Genomic DNA, 17,969 nt, shown 5'->3' on the forward strand with positions numbered 1-17,969 from the left:
GTAAGGCAATGTCAAACCAGGAAGAGAGCGAACGCGTGCCCGAGTTGGACGAGGCCGGCCCGTCAGTTGACGGCGTCGAGGCCGGCGAGACCGCACCCGTCGGTGTGGTTGACGCCGACGCCCAGGGCGACGTTGAAGCGGTGGGCGACGAGCAGGACGAGGCAGCCGAGGGCGAGGCAGCCGAGGAGGCCGACGAGGTCGACCCGGTGGAGGAGCTCCGTGAGGCGCTCCGGATCGCCCCCGGCGAGTGGTATGTCGTGCACTCGTACGCCGGCTACGAGAACAAGGTGAAGACCAACCTGGAGAGCCGGATCTCGTCGCTGGACATGGAGGATTTCATCTTCCAGATCGAGGTCCCCACCCAGGAGGTGACCGAGGTCAAGAACGGAAAGCGCCAGCAGGTGCAGGCCAAGGTCTTCCCCGGCTACATCCTGGTCCGGATGGAGCTCTCGCCGGAGTCCTGGTCCGCGGTTCGCAACACCCCCGGCGTCACCGGCTTCGTCGGTGCCACCACCCGGGCCGACCGGCCCAGCCCGCTGTCGTTGGAAGAGGTCGTCAAGATCCTTGCTCCGACGGTGGAGAAGGAGCCGGCCAAGCAGTCCATCAAGGTCGTAGACTTCGAGGTCGGTGACTCGGTCACGGTCACCGAGGGCGCGTTCGCGACCCTGCCGGCCAGCATCAGCGAGATCAACCCGGACGCCCAGAAGCTGAAGGTGCTGGTCTCGATCTTCGGCCGGGAAACTCCGGTGGAGTTGAACTTCAACCAGGTCTCGAAGATCTAGCCACCCACCACTCCCAGCCAGACATCACCTCAGGAAAGACAGACATGCCCCCGAAGAAGAAGCTCTCGGCCATCATCAAGCTCCAGATCAAGGCCGGCGCGGCCACCCCGGCGCCGCCAGTGGGTCCGGCGCTCGGCCAGCACGGCGTCAACATCATGGAGTTCTGCAAGGCGTACAACGCGGCCACCGAGGCCCAGCGTGGCGACGTGGTGCCGGTGGAGATCTCGGTCTACGAGGACCGGTCCTTCACTTTCGTCACCAAGACGCCACCGGCCGCCCGGCTGCTGCTGAAGGCCGCTGGCATCGAGAAGGGCTCCGGCGAGCCGCACCGCCTCAAGGTCGCCACGGTCAGCAAGGACCAGGTCCGCGCGATCGCCGAGCTGAAGATGGCCGACCTGAACGCCCTCGACATCGACCAGGCCGAGCGGATCATCGCCGGCACGGCCCGCTCCATGGGCATCAACGTCGGTCAGTAGTTGTCGCGGGCGGACCATCCGCCCGTACGTGGGAGGGCCACGCGCTGGCCCGCCAACCACACCCCAGCAGGAATCGAAGGGAAAGCACGTGAAGCGCAGCAAGGGATACCGCAAGGCCGCCGAACTGGTGGACCGGGAGAAGCTCTACAGCCCGCTGGAGGCCGCGCGCCTGGCCACCCAGACCTCGGTGACCAAGTACGACGCGACCGTCGAGGTCGCCATGGTGCTCGGCGTCGACCCGCGCAAGGCCGACCAGATGGTCCGCGGCACGGTCAACCTGCCGCACGGCACCGGCAAGACCGCCCGGGTGATCGTGTTCGCGATCGGTGACCGGGCCGTCGAGGCCGCCGCCGCCGGCGCCGACGAGGTCGGCTCGGAAGACCTGATCGAGCGCATCCAGGGCGGCTGGCTGGACTTCGACGCCGCCATCGCCACTCCGGACCAGATGGGCAAGGTCGGCAAGATCGCCCGGATCCTCGGCCCGCGCGGCCTGATGCCGAACCCGAAGACCGGCACCGTCACTCCCGATGTCACCAAGGCGATCAACGACATCAAGGGTGGCAAGATCAACTTCCGGGTGGACAAGCAGTCCAACCTGCACTTGGTGATCGGCAAGGCGAGCTTCGACGTGGAGAAGCTGGTGGAGAACTACGCCGCCGCGCTCGACGAGGTCAGCCGGGCCAAGCCCAGCGCGGCCAAGGGCAAATACCTGAAGAAGGTCACCTTCGCCACCACGATGGGCCCGGGCATTCAGGTCGACCCGAACCGGACCCGCAACTTCCTCGTCGAGGACGACGCGACCGCCTAGTTCGGTTTCCACGATGCCCTGCTGCGAAAGCGGCAGGGCATCGTGGCGTTTGTGGGGGTGCCGCGCAGCGGGTACGAGCGGTGACGTATATTCAGTAGTTGATCCAACCGAAGACCGCTGGTTGCTGGGCCGTAGGGCTCGGCCGAAGGGCTCACGAACGTGTGAGCGGCCCGCGCAGGATGGACGGACAGTGTTGCCGGGCCTCGAAAGAGCAGCTCGCCCCACGCCCCGTGCCTTCTCGCGCCGGGGCGTTTTTTCGTTCCGTGGGGCGCCAGCCGAGCTGTACGAGAGGAGGTCGAAGTGGCCACTGCTGCCGAGACAACGGTGAAGTCCGAGAAAGTCCAGGCGGTCTCCGAGCTCGCGGGCAAGTTCCGTGACTCGTCCGCTACGGTGCTGACCGAATACCGCGGCCTCACGGTGGCGCAGCTGACCGAGCTGCGTCACTCGCTGGGGCGCGAGACGACATACACCGTCGCCAAGAACACCCTCACCTCGCGGGCTGCCAAGGACGCCGGGCTGGACGGGCTGGACGGGCTTTTCGTCGGCCCGACGGCCATCGCGTTCGTCGGCGGCGACCCGGTCGAGGCCGCGAAGCACCTTCGCGACTTCGCCAAGGCGCATCCGCTGCTGGTGATCAAGGGCGGTGTCATCGAGGGTCGCGCGGCGACCGCCGAGGACATCACCAAGCTGGCCAACCTGGAATCCCGCGAGATTCTGCTGGCCAAGCTGGCTGGTGCCATGAAGGGCAACATGGCCAAGGCGGCCGCTGTTTTCGCAGCGCCGGCTTCCAAGTTCGCCCGTACGATGGCCGCCCTGCAGGAGAAGAAGGCGGCCGAGTCCCCGGCCGCTGGTACGACCGACGCAGCCGCCGAGGCTGGCGCCGAGGGCTAGCAGCCCGAACCCGAAAGATCTGCGGGTCGGCTGCCGGCCCCGAATGTGCACGAAAGGAAAACCTGACATGGCGAAGCTGTCCAGCACTGAACTGCTCGACGCGTTCAAGGAAATGACGCTCATCGAGCTCTCGGACTTCGTGAAGGAGTTCGAGGAGACCTTCGACGTCACCGCCGCCGCTCCGGTCGCCATCGCGGCCGCTGGTGGCCCGGTTGACGCCGCGCCGGCCGAGGCCGAGAAGGACGAGTTCGACGTCGTCCTCGAGGCCGCTGGTGAGAAGAAGATCCAGGTCATCAAGGAGGTCCGCGCGCTGACCTCCCTCGGCCTGAAAGAGGCCAAGGACCTGGTCGACAGTGCTCCCAAGGCCGTCCTGGAGAAGGTCAACAAGGAAGCGGCCGAGAAGGCCAAGGAGCAGCTCGAAGGCGCCGGCGCGACCGTCACCCTCAAGTAGTTCCACGTTTCATCCCAACAGGGCGGTCATCCTCCGGATGGCCGCCCTGTTGGTTTTCCCCTTGGAGGAAACCGTTGGTGGGCTCTCGTGCATCGGTGAGGTGAGAGAGGGCTGATGACGGATCCGGGGAAGCGATCCAGAGGCTGACGGCCGTACCCACCCTCGCCAGGAACCCTGCCGCCGGAGACACCGCGTCGGCCGTAGGCCGACCGATTCGCGTTGCCGGGTGCCCGTTTTTTTGGGCGCCCCGTCCGGCGTGAATCGATGCGCGCGGCAGGTACTGCCGCCAAAGTTACTGCGCTAGCGTGGGGTAAAGCGCGGACGGAGTGTCCCGGGGGTGCTGATGAAGGATCGGCTGAGCACACCTGCGGACTCGCGCGACCGGGCCGCGCCGGCCCGGTCCCGGGCGGGCACGGCGACCCAAGAGCTGCTGCGTCTTCAACAGAGCGCTGGCAACCGGGCTGTGACCGGGGCCGTGACCGCCGACCGGGCCGCTGTCCAGCGGGTGCCGGTGACGCTTGGGACTCGGCAGGAGACGTTGTTCAACCAGGCCGGTCCGGGTGCGACGGCGGCACCGGCTGTCTATGGCGGCAACACCGGCGCGCGTGCCGACATCAGCCGCGGTGGTACGCCCGAGGTGGCCACCGTGACCGTACGCATCCGGTTCTTCGACCAGGCCCGTACGCCCACTGGTGGCAACACCGGGCCGAGGACAGCGCTCGCGCCCAATGACCCGCGGATCGCGTGGGCGACCAAGGTCTGCACCGACGCACCTGGCACCTGGAACAACCGCGGGAAGCTGGTGAGCGTACGCAAGCCCAAGACCGGCGTCGGCTCGTGGTTCTCGCCGGACCCGGGCGGCCCGGTCCAGCTGCCGCTGGTGTTCCGGGCGGTGCCGGTGTGGGACCTGGCCTCCCCGGCGGACGTGGAGATCGCGGTTTTCGGGCAGGCGACCACGGCTGGCGGTCCGCAGCATCCGATCGACGCTGGCCACTACTACATGACCAAGGGCGCGAACTACCCCTTCCCCGAGACCGCCATCTATGCCCACGAGTACGGCCACCTGATCGGTCTCCCGGACGAGTATTCGCAGTCCAACCCACAGATGCACGCACTGTTGCACGACATGGACCCAGGCACCGCGGCCGTGCGGCAGGCCGCGATGGACAACCAGGCGGTGCGCCGGATGGTGCTGGCCGCGCTCGCCCGCCCGCTCTACGACCAGTTGGCCAGGGCCACCGGCAACATCGCGGCCGCGCTCAAGCGTGGGTCGGTGCCGATGGTCACCGCGCTCGGCGGCCAGTTGCGCGCCGCGATCTCCGACCCGGCCGTCCGCGCTCTGTTCGAGTCTGCCGTGCCGCCGACCAGTGCCCGGCTCGCGCCTCGGGTAGCCGCGGCCGTACGTGGCGTCACCGGCTCGGCCAGGGGCGCGGCCGCGATGGCCGGGAAGGTCGTCAAGGCGGAGATGGCGCCGGCGGCCGTCAACGCACTGGTGACCAGCCAGTACTGGAACGCGCTGATGGCGGTCCACAACACGGCCGCCAACGTCGGTGGGATCGGCATCAACATCAACATCCAGGGCAGCGGCATCACCCCGAGCGGGTTGTGGGCAGCGGCGATGAGCGGCCCGTCCGCGGCTGACGCTCAGGCGGTGACTAATCAGTCGGTGGGTGCGCTGCAGACCGGCCGGGTGCCACCGGGTACGACCGTCCAGCTCGATCCTGCGCCAACTGGAGTCCCTGCCGGCCGGTTGGGCGGCATTCTCCGCGGCCGCCCCGGCTGCCCTGAACACCGCGACTCTCAAGACCGACCTGACCAGCGCGTTGTCGGTCGCCGCCGCTTTCCGTGCCCTCGGTGTCACCCCAACGCCGGCCACCCTGACCAGCGGCCGGGCGCTGGCCCACGCGATCAGCGGTTCCATCCGCGGCGCCGCCACGCTGGCGGCGCAGAACGCCGTACGAGCCTTCCTCAGCGCGGAGATCACGCCGGTCCTGCAGACCAGTGTCACCGCGCTCACCACCGCGGTCGGCCAGGAGGTGGACACCGTGATGGCCACTCCGGCTGGCTCCGTCGCGACCACCGCCCCGAAGGATCCGGCGATCGCCGCGCTGGCCACCTCAATGCACACCCAGCTGACCACCCAGGCCGCCGCCGCGACCGCCGCTCAGGGTGCCGCCGCCGGCTCCACCGCGGTCAATCCGGGGACCACCGCGCCGCCGCAGGCGGTCACGTACGGTACGGCCAACATGATGAGCGACAACAGCCTGACTTTCCGCGCGGACCAGTTCAGTGACCTCGCGAACAAGTTCAACAGCGCGCCTGGGCTGCGCCACGACCGGGAAGACCCGTTCAAAGCCGAGACGGTGTGAGCATGGACCTGCCGCTGTCCGGAGCCGTCCTGTCGGTGACCTGGCGGCTGCCCGGCATCGACGAAGTGCTGGCGGTGTGGCCGGACGGCACGGCCTGGCACTGGCTGCTGACCTCCGGTGAGCCTGACCAGCGAGACCTCGCCGGCACGTTCCGGACCACGGTGGCCGACGGTGAGCTCGCCACCGCTGGCCGATTGGCCGAGCGCGTACGCGCCGCCGCCGGCCAGTCAGGGAGCGGGCCGCGGCTGCTGGTCGGCGCCGGTGACCAGAGCCGCGAAGTGGAAGTCGGATCGGCGCTCGCCGGTGAGCTTGGCGCGTACGCTCAACTGCTCCGCAAGCGCGCGGTCCAAGAGCCGGTCGCCGCGATCCGATTGGCCGCCGATGTTCTCTCGCTGCCGGCCGGCTCGAGCCTGGCCCTGCGGTTCACCTCGATCGGCGTGACACCGGTGACGCTGCAGCTGGATCCACACCGGCTGGCGGTCGAGGCAGCCGACCTGTGGCAGGACGCACCAGCGCCCCGGATGGGTCTGATCAGCAGCGACAACCAGTTGCTCGACGGCCTGTATGTGCCAGCGTCCGTACCACCCGGCGCCACCGGCATGCTGCTCCTCCTGGCCGGCGATCCTCCAGCAACGCACGCCCGCGTGCGCGGCCAGCTGTGGGTGACCGGTCCTTTCCCAGACGCGTACCCACTCCCTTTCGAAACCACAGCATGATCTTGATGGAACTGCACAATCGGATTCCGATTATCACGACGGTCGGTGCTTGAGCTGCGGAAATGAGCCGGGACGTGACAATCGGACATCCAATGGTGGTGCCCGATTGCCACTTTGTTGCCCGTTCTAGCGCGGTAGGTGGGCAAAAAAAGTGACAATCGCGCATTTGCGGGCATTTTCTGGACCAATTGAACGCGCGCTTATCTCGCGCGCGCGTCAACTTACGTAATGAAAACCCGCCACCCACCCCCCACCCTTCTGAAAGGGCGGGGGCTCAAAATGTCACCCGGGTACGACAGTTTCGCGCCGCACCCTATGTAGAGCGGCCCGATTGGCTGGACAGAACACCAGGATTTCCTCGAGTGTCGGACTTTATCCCGCACTCGAGGGTGACTGCGGGATAAAGTCCCGCACTCGACGTGGTGAGGCAACACCCAGACCTGGCATTCCGCGCCGCGAGGGGCGAGCGCTGGCGGGCCAAAAACTGGGGGCAGGGGATTGTCACCTATGTGCGGTAAGGAACAATTGCGTGCTGTGACTTCCTACGAGTGACTCGACGTACCCGTTACTGGGAAGTAACGTAATGCCGATCACCGTGGGCTGCGTCACGTGACAGCCTCGGTGCAGCGGGTCAGCCGGACCTCGGCGCTGCTGCCGTACGGAGCCACAAGCTCGTCGGCAATCAGCGCATTCCACGGACAGCTGAGACGGTAGGCGGCATGATGCGTTCCGCGTCACTTACGACTTCCAGGGTCGTTGGTTCGGTTAGCCGGGAGGGGGTGCGTGATGGGCGTTGAGGTCAAGGTCGAGGGTCTGACCAAGTCTTTCGGGCGTCAGGTCATCTGGTCCGATGTCAGCCTGACGCTGCCGGCCGGCGAGATCTCGGTGCTGTTGGGTCCGTCCGGCACCGGCAAGTCGGTCTTCCTGAAGAACCTGATCGGGCTGCTCAAGCCCGACCGCGGCTCGATCACCATCCAGGGCAACGACCTCACCAAGCTGTCCGAGCGCAAGCTCTACGAGGTCCGCAAGCTGTTCGGCGTGCTGTTTCAGGACGGCGCCCTGTTCGGCTCGATGAACCTGTACGACAACATTGCCTTCCCGCTGCGCGAGCACACCCGCAAGTCCGAGTCCGAGGTCAAGCGGATCGTCGACGACAAGATGGAAATGGTGGGCCTGGCCGGCACCGAGCGCAAGCTGCCCGGTGAGATCTCCGGCGGCATGCGCAAGCGCGCCGGCCTCGCCCGAGCGCTGGTGCTGGACCCGGAGATCGTGCTGGTGGACGAGCCGGACTCGGGCCTGGACCCGGTCCGCACGGCATATATCAACCAGCTGTTCGTCGACCTGAACCAGCAAATCGGCGCGACCTTCCTGATCGTCACCCACGACGTGAACACCGCGCGTACTGTGCCGGACAACATCGGCCTGCTCTACCGCCGGCACCTGGCCATGTTCGGGCCGCGGGAGATGCTGCTGTCCAGCGAGGAACCGGTCGTCAGACAGTTCCTGAACGCCCAGCGGCAGGGCCCGATCGGGATGTCGGAGGAGAAGGACGTGGGTGAGCTGGAGGCCGAGCGGCAGGCCGGGTACGAGATGCCCCCGCTGCCGCCGATCGCGCTGCAGCTGCTGCCCACCGACGGCCAGGTCCGGGCCGGCCAGCGCCCGCCGGGCGCGTGGTGCCAGGCGAACGGGGTCACCCCGCCGCCCGGCTCGTTCCAGGACCCGCCCGGGGTGGCAGGCTCTGCTGGCAACGCCAGGCACGCGCAGAGTTCGGGCTGGACCAAACCCGCTGGCCGTGCGGACGACGACACCCTGGCATTACCCCGCGTGGAGGGTTAGCTGCATGTCACATCCAGCCTGGTCAGCGTCGACCACGGCACTCGCCGACCGGAACGGGAGCTGATGGCTTCCGAACCGATCACCGGCGGCCTGCGGACCGCCGGGAACCTGTTCTCGTTCGGTCTGGACACGGTCGTGTCGCTGCCGCGCCGGCCGTTCCAGATCCGTGAGTTCATCCAGCAGGCCTGGTTCATCGCGTCGGTGACCATCCTGCCGACCGCGCTGGTGTCCATCCCGTTCGGCGCGGTGATCGCGCTGCAGCTGGGCACCCTGACCCGGCAGCTCGGCGCGCAGTCGTTCACCGGTGCGGCGAGCGTGCTCGCGGTCGTACGCGAAGCGAGCCCCATCGTCACCGCGCTGCTCATCGCCGGTGCCGCCGGCTCGGCGATCTGCGCGGACCTCGGCTCCCGGAAGATCCGCGAAGAGCTGGACGCGATGCAGGTGCTCGGCATCAACCCGATCCAGCGCCTGGTGGTGCCCAGGGTGGTCGCCTGCATGCTGATTGGCCTGCTGCTGAACGGCCTGGTCAGTGTGGTCGGCGTGTCCGGCGGCTACTTCTTCAACGTGATCATCCAGGGTGGTACGCCGGGTGCCTACCTGGCCAGTTTCACCGCGCTCGCGCAGCTGCCGGACCTGTGGTCGGCGGAGATCAAGGCGGTGATCTTCGGCTTCATCGCCGCGGTGGTCGCCTCGTACAAGGGCATGAACGCCGGCGGCGGTCCCAAGGGCGTCGGTGACGCGGTGAACCAGAGCGTGGTCATCACGTTCATGCTGCTGTTCTTCGTGAACTTCGTGGTCACCGCGATCTACTTCCAGGTCGTGCCGGCGAAGGGCTCGTAGGGAGATGGCCGACCTGAGCTCGCTTTACAAGCGACCGCTCGCCGCCCTGGACGACCTGGGCGGCCAGATGTCGTTCTATGTCCGGTCGCTGGCCTGGACTCCGCGCACGCTCACCCGCTACAAGAAGGAGATTCTCCGGCTGCTCGCCGAGGTCTCGTTCGGGACCGGCGGTCTCGCGGTCATCGGCGGCACCATCGGCGTCATCGCGTTCATGTCGTTCTTCACCGGCACCGAGGTTGGCCTGCAGGGTTATGCGGCACTGAACCAGATCGGTACGAGCGCGTTCACCGGTTTCGTCTCGGCGTACGTGAACACCCGCGAGATCGCGCCGCTGGTCGCCGGCCTCGCCTTGTCCGCGACCGTGGGCTGCGGTTTCACCGCCCAGCTGGGCGCGATGCGGATCAGTGAAGAGGTCGACGCGCTCGAGGTGATGGGCCTGCCGTCGCTGCCGTTCCTGGTGACGACCCGGATGATCGCCGGCTTCATCGCGGTCATCCCGCTCTACATCATCGGGCTGCTCTCCAGCTACCTTTCCACCCGTACGATCTCGGTGCTCTACAACGGGCAGTCGGCCGGCACGTACGACTACTACTTCCATCTCTTCTTACCCCCGGTCGACGTCCTCTGGTCCTTCGTCAAAGTGCTGGTGTTCGCCGTCATCGTGGTGCTGATCCACTGCTATTACGGCTATTACGCGAGCGGCGGCCCAGCTGGCGTGGGCACCGCGGTGGGCCGTGCCGTACGAACCGCGATCGTCGCCATCAACGTGGTGGACTTCTTCCTCAGCCTGGCCATCTGGGGTGCCACCACGACGGTCCGGATCACCGGGTAGAGGGGACGGGAATGAGCAAGTTCGGTGAGGTGCTGAAAACCCGGCTGCTGGGCCTGGGGTTCCTGCTGCTGCTCGCCATCCTGGTGACCCTGTCGATCCTGCAGTTCCAGCACGTCTTCACGCCGGTCGTGATGGTCACGCTGCAGACCGACCAGGCCGGCAACCAGCTGAACACCGGCGCGGACGTGAAGCTGCGCGGGGTGATTGTCGGAGACGTGAGAACGATCTCCACCAACGGGACCGGCGCGAAGATCGCCCTGGCGCTGCAGCCCGACAGCGTCGGCCTGATTCCCGCCAACGTGATCGCGCAGCTGCTGCCCAAGACGCTGTTCGGCGAGAAGTACGTCTCGCTGGTCACCCAGGGGCAGCCTTCCGGCGACAGTGTTCGCGCTGGTCAGACCATCTTCCAGGACCGCTCGGCCTACTCCGCCGAGCTGCAGCAGGTGCTCAACGAGCTGCTGCCGCTGCTGCACACGCTGCAGCCGGAGAAGTTGTCGATCACCCTCAACGCGGTGGCCACCGCGCTGAACGGGCGCGGCAACGAGCTCGGCGACACGTTGGTGACGCTGAACGACTACCTGGGTCAGCTCAACGGCGCGCTGCCGGCGCTGCAGGCGGACATCCGCAAGCTGGCGTCGGTCAGCAACACGTACGCGGACGCCGCCCCGGACATCCTCGCGCTGCTGAAGAACCTGACCACCACCGCGAACACAGTGGTCGACCAGAAGACCAACCTCGCCAAGCTGTTCGCGTCCACCACGGTCACCGCGAACACCACCCGGCAGCTGCTGGAGACCAACGGCAACCAGATCATCCAGGTGGCCGACTCGTCCCGGCCGATCCTGCAGCTGCTGGCCGAGTATTCGCCGGAGTTCCCATGCTTCCTCAAGGGTCTGACGGACACCGAGGCCAGGGCCGAGAAGATCATCTACGACAACCGCATCCACATCACCGTGGAAGTCGTTCGCAACCAGGGCAAATACCTGCCCGGCCACGACGAGCCGGAGTACGGCGCGAACAGCGGCCCGAACTGCTGGGGGATGCCGAACCCACCGGTGCCGTTCCCGGCAGCGCAGGCGCCGTCCGGCTACGACTTCGGGATCGCCCGCAACCCGCTGCCGCTGGGCGGCACCACGACGGACCTGCTGACAGCCGGCGCGGATCCGCGCGGCGGCGACATGGGCACCGCTGGTACGACCGCGGACCGGCAGACCATTGACCTGATGCTGGCGCCGGTGCTGGGGGTGTCGCCGAGCAAGGTGCCACCGGTCGCCACACTCTTGTTCGGGCCGATGGCCAGAGGAGCCCAGGTGAGCTTGTCGTGACGCTCTCACATCGAACGGAAGAGGTGATCGGGTGAAGTCGGCACTCAGCGTTTCCAGCCAGCTGACCAAGCTGATCATCTTCATTTCGGTCACCGCGGTGTTGACCGCCGCGCTGGCCGTGACGATCGCGTCCACCAGCTTCGGCGGCAAAATCACGTACCGGGCGCAGTTCACCGACGTGACCGGGTTGAACGTGAGCGACGACGTGCGGGTCGCCGGCGTAAGGGTCGGGTCGGTCAGCTCGATCAAGGTGATCGGCGCGAAGCTCGCCGAGATCTCCTTCTCCGTCGACAACACGGTGAAGCTGTCGGTCGGTACGAACGCACGGATCCGTTACCGGAACCTGGTCGGCACCCGCTATCTGGCGCTCACCGACGGCCCCGGCCCGGTCGGTGACCTGCAGCCGGACGCGCTGATCCCGGTGGCCCGTACCGAATCGGCCCTGGACCTGACCGTGCTGTTCAACGGATTCAAGCCGCTTTTCACCGCGCTGAACCCGAAAGACGTGAACAACCTGGCCTTCGAGATCATCCAGGTGCTGCAGGGCGAGGGCGGCACGGTGGACAGCCTGCTGGCCAGTACGTCCTCGCTGACCAACACGCTCGCCAACCGGGACGCGCTGATCGGCCAGGTCATCACCAACCTGAACTCGGTGCTGGCCACCGTGGTGAGCCGGGACTCGCAGCTGTCCAACCTGATCGTCCAGCTGCAGCGGTTCGTCTCCGGGTTGGCCTCGGACCGTACGGCCATCGGTGACTCATTGGCGAACATCGCCAGCCTGAGCAGCAGCACCGCGGGTCTGCTCACCGACGCCCGGCCGTCGATCAAGTCGGACATTGCCTCCCTGAACACCGTGGCCGCCACCCTCAACGGCAGCTCGGACGTGGTCAACGGTGTCCTGCAGCGGTTGCCCACCAAGCTCAGCAAGCTGACCGCGCTGGGCTACGGCGGCGGGTGGTTCAACTTCTACCTGTGCTCGATGGGCGGCTACACGACCCTCCCGGTGGTCGGCAAGGTGCAGGTCGGCCCGATCGACCGGTCCGGCTACCCCTGCAGCGGGGGTGGCCAGTGAAGCCGTTTCGGGAGCGCAACCAGCTGGTCATCGGCATCGTCGGCGTGGTGGTGATCGCGCTGGTCATGCTGATCGCGTTCAACGCCGGCAACCTGCCGCTGATCGGCGGCGGCACCACGTATGCGGCGGATTTCCGGGACGCCAGCGGACTGAAGCCGGACGATGAAGTGCGGATCGCCGGCGTAAGGGTTGGCAAGGTCGAGGACCTCTCGTTGAGCGGCACCCATGTGGTGGTCAGTTTCAAGATCGACAGTGGCCAGCTGACGCTGGGCAGCACGACGACGGCTTCCATCCGGATCAAGACGCTGCTCGGCCAGAAATACCTGGCGGTGGTGCCGACCGGTGGCGGGAAGCTCAGTGGCGACATCCCGACCAGCCGGACGACCTCGCCCTTCGACGTGGTGCAGGCGGTCAGCGGACTCGCCCAGACGGTCGGCGACATCAACACCACCCAGCTGGCCGCCGCTTTCGACACCATTTCCGAGACTTTCGCCGGCAGCCCGGCCAACCTGAGTTCGGCGCTGACCGGACTGTCCAAGCTGTCCACCACGATCGCCAGCCGGGACGCCCAGCTCGGCCAGCTGCTGGCCAGCGCCAACACGGTGACCGGCCTGCTGGCCGACCGGCGGACCCAGTTCCAGCAGCTGATCACCGACGGGAACCTGCTGCTCGCCGAGCTGAACCGGCGCCGGGTGGTCATCCACACGCTGCTGGTGAGTTCGACCGCGCTGGCCAACCAGCTGACGGCGCTGATCGTGGAGAACCGCAACCAGCTCAAGCCCGCGCTGGACCAGCTGCACGGCGTGCTGAGCCTGCTTCAGGCCAACCAGAACAACCTGGACGCGGCGCTGCAACGGTTCGCCCCGTTCGTACGCACCTTCGCCAACGTCCTGGGCAACGGCCGCTGGTTCGACTCGTACATCGGCTGCCTGCTCCCGCCGCCGCCGATCAGCCCCGCCGCCTGCCCGGAGTCAGGCCAGCCGACCAACCCGCTGGGAGGCGGCGGATGAGCGCGCAGACCGCTGAGAAGACGCCCCGGTTCATCGATCGGCCAGGCATGAAATTCCTGCCGATTGGGCTGGTCATCCTGCTGATCGCCGTCATCGGTGGGGTCGTCTGGATCGCCACTACGCCGTCGTTGCGTACGATCACCGCGAATTTCAGCGAGACCGTCGGCGTCTATGCAGGTTCGGACGTACGCATCCTCGGCGTGAAGGTCGGCACCGTCACCTCGGTGACGCCCATCGGCGGCCAGGTTCGGGTCGAGCTGAACTACGACAGCAAATACAAGGTGCCGTCCGACGCGGTCGCGGTCATCGTGCCGCCGTCGCTGGTCTCCGACCGATATGTGCAGCTCTCGCCGGTCTATCAGAGCGGCGCGCAGATGGTGGACGGCGCGGTGCTGGGCACCGACCGGACCGCGGTGCCGGTCGAGCTGGACCAGATCTACCAGTCGCTCAATGACCTGAACGTGGCGCTCGGCCCGAGCGGCGCGAACCGGGACGGCGCGCTCAACCGGCTGCTCGCCACCGGCCGCGCGAACCTGCAGGGCAACGGTACGAACCTGAACACGACCACGAAGAACCTGTCGCAGGCCATCCAGACCCTCGCGGACCACCGCGGTGACGCCTTCGGGACGATCGCCAACCTGCAGCAGTTCGTCAGCACGCTGGCCGCCAGCGACTCCCAGGTGCGGACGTTCAACAGCCAGCTGGCGCAGGTGTCCAGCCAGCTCAACGGCGAGCGGGCAGACCTTGCCGCGTCGCTGAAGGCGCTGTCGATCGCGCTCGCGCAGGTGCAGTCGTTCGTGAAGGAGAACCGGACGTCGCTGTCCACCGACGTGGCCCAGCTCAGCAGCCTGACCGCGATCCTGGTCAAGCAGAAGGCGTCGCTGGCCGAGGTGTTGGATGTGGCGCCGCTCGCGATCAGCAACGTCGAGCTGGCGTACAACGCCACCTCGGGCACCCTGGACACCCGCGACGACGCGATTTCCGGGCTCGACCCGGCGCTGACCCTGTGTGGCGGGTTCCAGCTCGCGAACGTGCTGGCCAAGGACGAGTCGCTGCGGAACACCTGTGTCGGCCTGGTGCAGATGATCACCCGCTGCAACACCGGCATCGTGCCGGCGATCCTCAAGCCGCTGGCCGCGCTCCCGCCGGTACGAGCGCTGCCCTGCAGTTATTCCGCGCTGCCCGGCGGCACGTACCCGACCTTCGGCAACGGTGCCTCACCCGCCAACGGCACGCCCACGGGCACTGGAGGCGGGGTCAACCTCCCGGTGCCTGGCTCCGGGTTGACCGGCACCATCGACCGTACGGTCGGCGGCATCCTGAGCGGAGGCAACTGATGGTGCTCTCCCGCCGCAGACCGGTGGTGCGCTGGGTCGCGTTGCTCAGCTGCCTGGTGGTTTTCGTCGCTGGCTGCAAGTTCGACGGGTTGTACGGCGTACCGCTGCCTGGCGGAGTCGCCGGCACCGGCGGCTACCAGGTGAAGATCGAGTTCGCCGACGTGCTCGACCTGGTGCCGCAGTCAGCGGTGAAGGTCAACGACGTGACCGTCGGCAGCGTCGGCGAGATCGACCTGGTGCCGGCGTCCATCCCGGCCAAATACGCGGCGATGGTCACCATCAACCTGGAGAAGTCGGTGGTGCTGCCGGACAACGTGTCCGCCGGCATCCGGCAGACCAGCCTGCTCGGCGAGAAGTATGTGGACCTGCAGAGCCCGCCGGCCGGCCAGGAGGTCGGCCGGCTGTCCTCCGGTGACCTGATCCCGATGTCCCGTACCAGCCGGGACGTGGAGATCGAGGAAGTGTTGGGTGCGCTGTCCCTGGTCCTGAACGGCGGGGCCCTGCAACAGATCCAGACGATCAACAAGGAGCTGTCCACCGCGTTGTCCGGCCGCGAGCCGCAGGTCCGCTCGCTGCTGAACGAGCTGGACACCTTCGTGGGCAGTCTGGACGCGCAGAAGGCGAACATCATCAAGGCGCTGCAGGGCCTGAACCGGCTGGCAGCGGTGCTGAACAGCCAGAAGACCGTGTTCACCAACGCGCTGGACAGCATCGGCCCAGGCCTTGCCGTACTGGCCGACCAGCGCCAGCAGCTCACCCAGACGCTGACGGCGCTGTCCAAGCTGGGGGCGGTTGGTACGCACGTCATCAACGCCAGCAAGGCCGACACGATCGCTGACCTCAAAGCCCTGCAGCCGACGTTGGCGCAGCTCACCAAGGCCGGCACCGACCTGCCCAACGGACTGGAGCTGCTGTCCACCTTCCCGTTCCCGAAGAACGTGGTCGACGCGATCTTCATCAGCAACGGTCGTGCGTACGCGAACATCGACATCAACCTCGACCTCAATCTGACCGACGTGCTCGGCAACCTGCTCACGCCTAACCAGACCCCGATACAGGCGCCGCAGACCGGTGGCACCGGCACCAACCCGGTGCTGCCGCCGGATTCGTCGCATACCGGCCAGCCGACTCCCGGGGTGAACGGCGGGATCCAGGACCTGCCCGGCATCACGTCGGGACCGCCCGGCGGTTCGTCCGGAGGCGGCGGTCTGAGCGGCATCCTGTTAGGAGGCACCTCGTGATCACCCTGCGGACGAAGATCCAGGTGGCCGTCTTCGTACTGGTCGCGCTGCTGGGCGTGAGCTTCGTGTCGGCCAACTACGTCGGCTTGGGCGACACTCTGTTCAACCGCACGTACGTGGTGAGCGCCGACTTCAGCCGGGCCGGCGGCATCTTCCAGAACGCCGCCGTCACGTACCGCGGCTTCCAGGTCGGCAAGGTGCTGCAGGTCTCGCTGATCCCCGGTGGCGTAAGAGCGACCATGCAGCTCACCCGGGACACCAAGATCCCGTCCAGCAGCCGGGCAGTGGTCACCGACCGGTCCGCGGTCGGTGAGCAGTACATCGACCTGCGGCCGGCCACCGGCGCGGGGCCGTTCCTGGTGGACAACAGCACCATCCCGATGTCCCGTACGGGCACACCGTTGCCGCTGGAAGACATCCTGCTGAACCTGGACAAGCTGGTCGGCTCGGTCAACCAGCAGGACCTGTCGGTGGTGATCGACGAGCTCGGCAAGGCGTTCAACGGCGAGGCCGGGCAGAACCTGGACCGGCTGCTGGACAACACCACCGCGCTGGTCAACGACGCGCAGATCTACCTGCCGCAGACGCTGCAGCTGATCGCCGACGGCAGGATCGTGCTCAGCACTCAGGAGGCCTCGGCCAGCGACATCCGGCAGTGGGCGTCCTCGCTCGCGGGCCTGTCCGGTCAGCTCAAGGCCAGCGACCCGGACCTGCGCCAACTGCTCGCGGTCACCCCGGGTGCGGCCACCGAGGTCACCAACCTGGTCCGCCAGTTGCAGCCCAACCTTGGCTTCCTGCTGGCCAACCTGCTCACCACCAACCAGGTGGCGGTCCGTCGGCTGGACGGCATCGAGCAGATCCTGATCGCGTACCCGATCGCGCTGGCCGGCGGCTCCACGGTGGTGCCCGGCGACAACACCGTGCACTTCGGGCTGGTGCTCAACGTCGACGACCCGCCGCCTTGCCGTTACACCGCGTCGGCGCCGCTGACCTGCACCTCGACCGACAAGAAGTACGGCTCGGAGGTGCGCGGCTGGCAGAACGCGCCGCGGCCCGGTGGCGTCGACCCGACGGCCCAGCCGCCGGACCCGACCACTGACTCCGCCGCCGCTGGGTACGACCCGACCACTGGCATCGCCACCACCTCGGACGGTTCGCCGTACGTGCTCGGTGGCACCGGCGGCCAGGCCGCGCTGCTCGGTGACCAGGCTTGGAAGAGCCTGCTCATCACCCCGCTGAGCGGCTAGTGGGCGCCTTGAGGGTTCCACGGGGAAACACCTCAAGGCGGACCTGGTCAGCTCCACAAGGAAGGTTCCTGCAGGTGCCCACCCGAACCGAGTCCCGTACGGTGACGCCGTCCACCACTCCCGACCCCGGCGAGCGTCCCGTGTCCGTACCGTCCGAGCCAGCCACGGCCAAACCGGCCGCCCCGAAGTCGTCCGGCCGCCGGCCGCCGGTCCGGGACTGGGTGTCCTGGCTGAACCCGCAGGGACCCACCGGTCGGGGCGTGGTGGCCTGCGTTCTGGTGGTGCTGATGGTGGCGCTCGCGGCGCTGATCGGCTGGCAGGCGTGGCAGCTGACCAGCAACCAGACCACCGCTGCTCGGCAGGCGGCGGTGGTGGCGGCCGCCCGGGACGCGGCGCAGAACCTGCTGTCGTACAACTACACGACCATCGACCGGGACCAGCAGCGGGTCGTCGACCGGACCACCGGTGACTTCAAGGACCAGTACACGGCCGGGCAGGCGCAGATCAAGAGCCAGGCAGTGAAGCTGAAAGGGTCTTCGACCGCGCAGATCCTGGAGGCCGGGCTGGTGTCGTCCGACAAGGACTCGGCCACCGTGCTGGTGTCCGCCGACGTGACCGCCAAGTCCAGCCAGGACACCAAAGGCACCGTCCGGCATCTTCGGATGCAGGAGCAAATGTCGTACCAAGGTGGCCGCTGGCTTCTCGGCAACCTGAACTTCCTGTAGGACCGACCGGA

Annotated in this window: 19 protein-coding genes; 17 read left to right on the forward strand and 2 right to left on the reverse strand. The window is 67.4% G+C overall.

The genetic code is table 11. From position 1 onward, the window contains the following. Window positions 1-8 precede the first annotated feature (8 nt). From nusG to rplL, 5 genes are all read left to right on the forward strand, one after another. The gene (gene nusG, locus ABD301_RS08320) at window positions 9-782 is read left to right on the forward strand and encodes a transcription termination/antitermination protein NusG (protein WP_163567638.1); all 774 of its coding nucleotides are present in this window, start codon (window positions 9-11) and stop codon (window positions 780-782) included. A 44-nt stretch (window positions 783-826) separates the two neighbouring features. Then, window positions 827-1,258, forward strand: coding sequence for a 50S ribosomal protein L11 (gene rplK / locus ABD301_RS08325; protein ID WP_163567639.1), 432 nt, complete (start codon window positions 827-829; stop codon window positions 1,256-1,258). A gap of 88 nt (window positions 1,259-1,346) precedes the next feature. Beyond that, the gene (gene rplA / locus ABD301_RS08330; RefSeq protein WP_344308650.1) at window positions 1,347-2,066 is read left to right on the forward strand and encodes a 50S ribosomal protein L1; all 720 of its coding nucleotides are present in this window, start codon (window positions 1,347-1,349) and stop codon (window positions 2,064-2,066) included. A 324-nt stretch (window positions 2,067-2,390) separates the two neighbouring features. Beyond that, window positions 2,391-2,957 carry a 50S ribosomal protein L10 gene (gene rplJ, locus ABD301_RS08335; RefSeq protein ID WP_279579836.1) on the forward strand — a complete coding sequence of 189 codons (567 nt, stop codon included), beginning with the start codon at window positions 2,391-2,393 and terminating at the stop codon, window positions 2,955-2,957. A gap of 67 nt (window positions 2,958-3,024) precedes the next feature. Continuing rightward, window positions 3,025-3,408: a 50S ribosomal protein L7/L12 gene (rplL, locus tag ABD301_RS08340; RefSeq protein WP_163567642.1), complete on the forward strand. Its 384-nt coding sequence runs from the start codon at window positions 3,025-3,027 to the stop codon at window positions 3,406-3,408. Window positions 3,409-3,990: 582 nt separating this feature from the next. Here the strand turns inward: rplL and ABD301_RS08345 are convergent. Together ABD301_RS08345 and ABD301_RS08350 are read right to left on the reverse strand one after the other, a co-directional pair. Then, entirely contained in the window at window positions 3,991-4,365 is a 375-nt protein-coding gene (locus ABD301_RS08345) for a hypothetical protein (protein WP_344308654.1), read from the reverse strand. Window positions 4,366-4,623: 258 nt separating this feature from the next. Continuing rightward, on the reverse strand, window positions 4,624-4,971 hold the full coding sequence (locus ABD301_RS08350) for a hypothetical protein (RefSeq protein ID WP_344308656.1): 348 nt from the start codon (window positions 4,969-4,971) through the stop codon (window positions 4,624-4,626). 107 nt (window positions 4,972-5,078) lie between these two features. On the opposite strand from ABD301_RS08350, the gene ABD301_RS08355 reads away from it, so the two are divergent. The 12 genes from ABD301_RS08355 to ABD301_RS08410 all read left to right on the forward strand — a co-directional run bounded on the left by ABD301_RS08355 (window position 5,079) and on the right by ABD301_RS08410 (window position 17,958). Continuing rightward, on the forward strand, window positions 5,079-5,777 hold the full coding sequence (locus ABD301_RS08355; RefSeq protein WP_344308657.1) for a hypothetical protein: 699 nt from the start codon (window positions 5,079-5,081) through the stop codon (window positions 5,775-5,777). 2 nt (window positions 5,778-5,779) lie between these two features. Next, window positions 5,780-6,493, forward strand: coding sequence for a hypothetical protein (locus tag ABD301_RS08360; RefSeq protein ID WP_344308658.1), 714 nt, complete (start codon window positions 5,780-5,782; stop codon window positions 6,491-6,493). 786 nt (window positions 6,494-7,279) lie between these two features. After that, complete coding sequence (locus ABD301_RS08365) at window positions 7,280-8,329, forward strand: ABC transporter ATP-binding protein (RefSeq protein ID WP_163567646.1); 1,050 nt, start codon at window positions 7,280-7,282, stop codon at window positions 8,327-8,329. Window positions 8,330-8,392: 63 nt separating this feature from the next. Continuing rightward, the gene (locus ABD301_RS08370) at window positions 8,393-9,169 is read left to right on the forward strand and encodes an MlaE family ABC transporter permease (protein ID WP_163567647.1); all 777 of its coding nucleotides are present in this window, start codon (window positions 8,393-8,395) and stop codon (window positions 9,167-9,169) included. Between the two features lie 4 nt (window positions 9,170-9,173). Next, window positions 9,174-10,001, forward strand: coding sequence for an MlaE family ABC transporter permease (locus tag ABD301_RS08375; RefSeq protein ID WP_163567648.1), 828 nt, complete (start codon window positions 9,174-9,176; stop codon window positions 9,999-10,001). A gap of 11 nt (window positions 10,002-10,012) precedes the next feature. Further along, a complete protein-coding gene (locus tag ABD301_RS08380; protein ID WP_344308660.1) occupies window positions 10,013-11,326 on the forward strand; it encodes an MCE family protein in 1,314 nt (437 codons plus the stop codon). Window positions 11,327-11,357: 31 nt separating this feature from the next. Then, window positions 11,358-12,398, forward strand: a complete 1,041-nt coding sequence (locus ABD301_RS08385) for an MCE family protein (RefSeq protein ID WP_163567651.1) — start codon at window positions 11,358-11,360, stop codon at window positions 12,396-12,398. Further along, window positions 12,395-13,408 carry an MCE family protein gene (locus ABD301_RS08390; protein WP_344308663.1) on the forward strand — a complete coding sequence of 338 codons (1,014 nt, stop codon included), beginning with the start codon at window positions 12,395-12,397 and terminating at the stop codon, window positions 13,406-13,408. Before ABD301_RS08385 ends, ABD301_RS08390 begins: the two co-directional genes overlap by 4 nt. Continuing rightward, on the forward strand, window positions 13,405-14,745 hold the full coding sequence (locus ABD301_RS08395; protein ID WP_344308665.1) for an MCE family protein: 1,341 nt from the start codon (window positions 13,405-13,407) through the stop codon (window positions 14,743-14,745). Before ABD301_RS08390 ends, ABD301_RS08395 begins: the two co-directional genes overlap by 4 nt. Next, window positions 14,745-15,986 (forward strand): MCE family protein, encoded by a 1,242-nt coding sequence (locus ABD301_RS08400; RefSeq protein ID WP_344308667.1) that lies wholly within the window; start codon window positions 14,745-14,747, stop codon window positions 15,984-15,986. The genes ABD301_RS08395 and ABD301_RS08400 overlap by 1 nt, the downstream gene beginning before the upstream one ends. Continuing rightward, on the forward strand, window positions 15,983-17,233 hold the full coding sequence (locus tag ABD301_RS08405) for an MCE family protein (protein WP_344308669.1): 1,251 nt from the start codon (window positions 15,983-15,985) through the stop codon (window positions 17,231-17,233). Before ABD301_RS08400 ends, ABD301_RS08405 begins: the two co-directional genes overlap by 4 nt. Before the next feature lie 74 nt (window positions 17,234-17,307). Then, window positions 17,308-17,958, forward strand: coding sequence for a hypothetical protein (locus ABD301_RS08410; protein WP_344308671.1), 651 nt, complete (start codon window positions 17,308-17,310; stop codon window positions 17,956-17,958). The last annotated feature ends 11 nt before the right edge of the window (window positions 17,959-17,969 follow it).

Origin of the sequence: Fodinicola feengrottensis, from assembly GCF_039530045.1 — a bacterium.
GTDB classification, from domain to species: Bacteria; Actinomycetota; Actinomycetes; order Mycobacteriales; family HKI-0501; genus Fodinicola; species Fodinicola feengrottensis.

Excerpts from the sequence above, each read along its gene's own strand:
- rplK (WP_163567639.1), top strand. The coding sequence starts at position 827 with ATGCCCCCGAAGAAGAAGCTCTCGGCCATCATCAAGCTCCAGATCAAG.
- rplL (WP_163567642.1), top strand. The coding sequence starts at position 3,025 with ATGGCGAAGCTGTCCAGCACTGAACTGCTCGACGCGTTCAAGGAAATG.
- ABD301_RS08380 (WP_344308660.1), top strand. The coding sequence starts at position 10,013 with ATGAGCAAGTTCGGTGAGGTGCTGAAAACCCGGCTGCTGGGCCTGGGG.
- ABD301_RS08350 (WP_344308656.1), bottom strand. The coding sequence starts at position 4,971 with ATGCCGATCCCACCGACGTTGGCGGCCGTGTTGTGGACCGCCATCAGC.
- ABD301_RS08365 (WP_163567646.1), top strand. The coding sequence starts at position 7,280 with ATGGGCGTTGAGGTCAAGGTCGAGGGTCTGACCAAGTCTTTCGGGCGT.
- ABD301_RS08395 (WP_344308665.1), top strand. The coding sequence starts at position 13,405 with ATGAGCGCGCAGACCGCTGAGAAGACGCCCCGGTTCATCGATCGGCCA.
- nusG (WP_163567638.1), top strand. The coding sequence starts at position 9 with ATGTCAAACCAGGAAGAGAGCGAACGCGTGCCCGAGTTGGACGAGGCC.
- ABD301_RS08375 (WP_163567648.1), top strand. The coding sequence starts at position 9,174 with ATGGCCGACCTGAGCTCGCTTTACAAGCGACCGCTCGCCGCCCTGGAC.
- ABD301_RS08400 (WP_344308667.1), top strand. The coding sequence starts at position 14,745 with ATGGTGCTCTCCCGCCGCAGACCGGTGGTGCGCTGGGTCGCGTTGCTC.
- ABD301_RS08370 (WP_163567647.1), top strand. The coding sequence starts at position 8,393 with ATGGCTTCCGAACCGATCACCGGCGGCCTGCGGACCGCCGGGAACCTG.
- ABD301_RS08360 (WP_344308658.1), top strand. The coding sequence starts at position 5,780 with ATGGACCTGCCGCTGTCCGGAGCCGTCCTGTCGGTGACCTGGCGGCTG.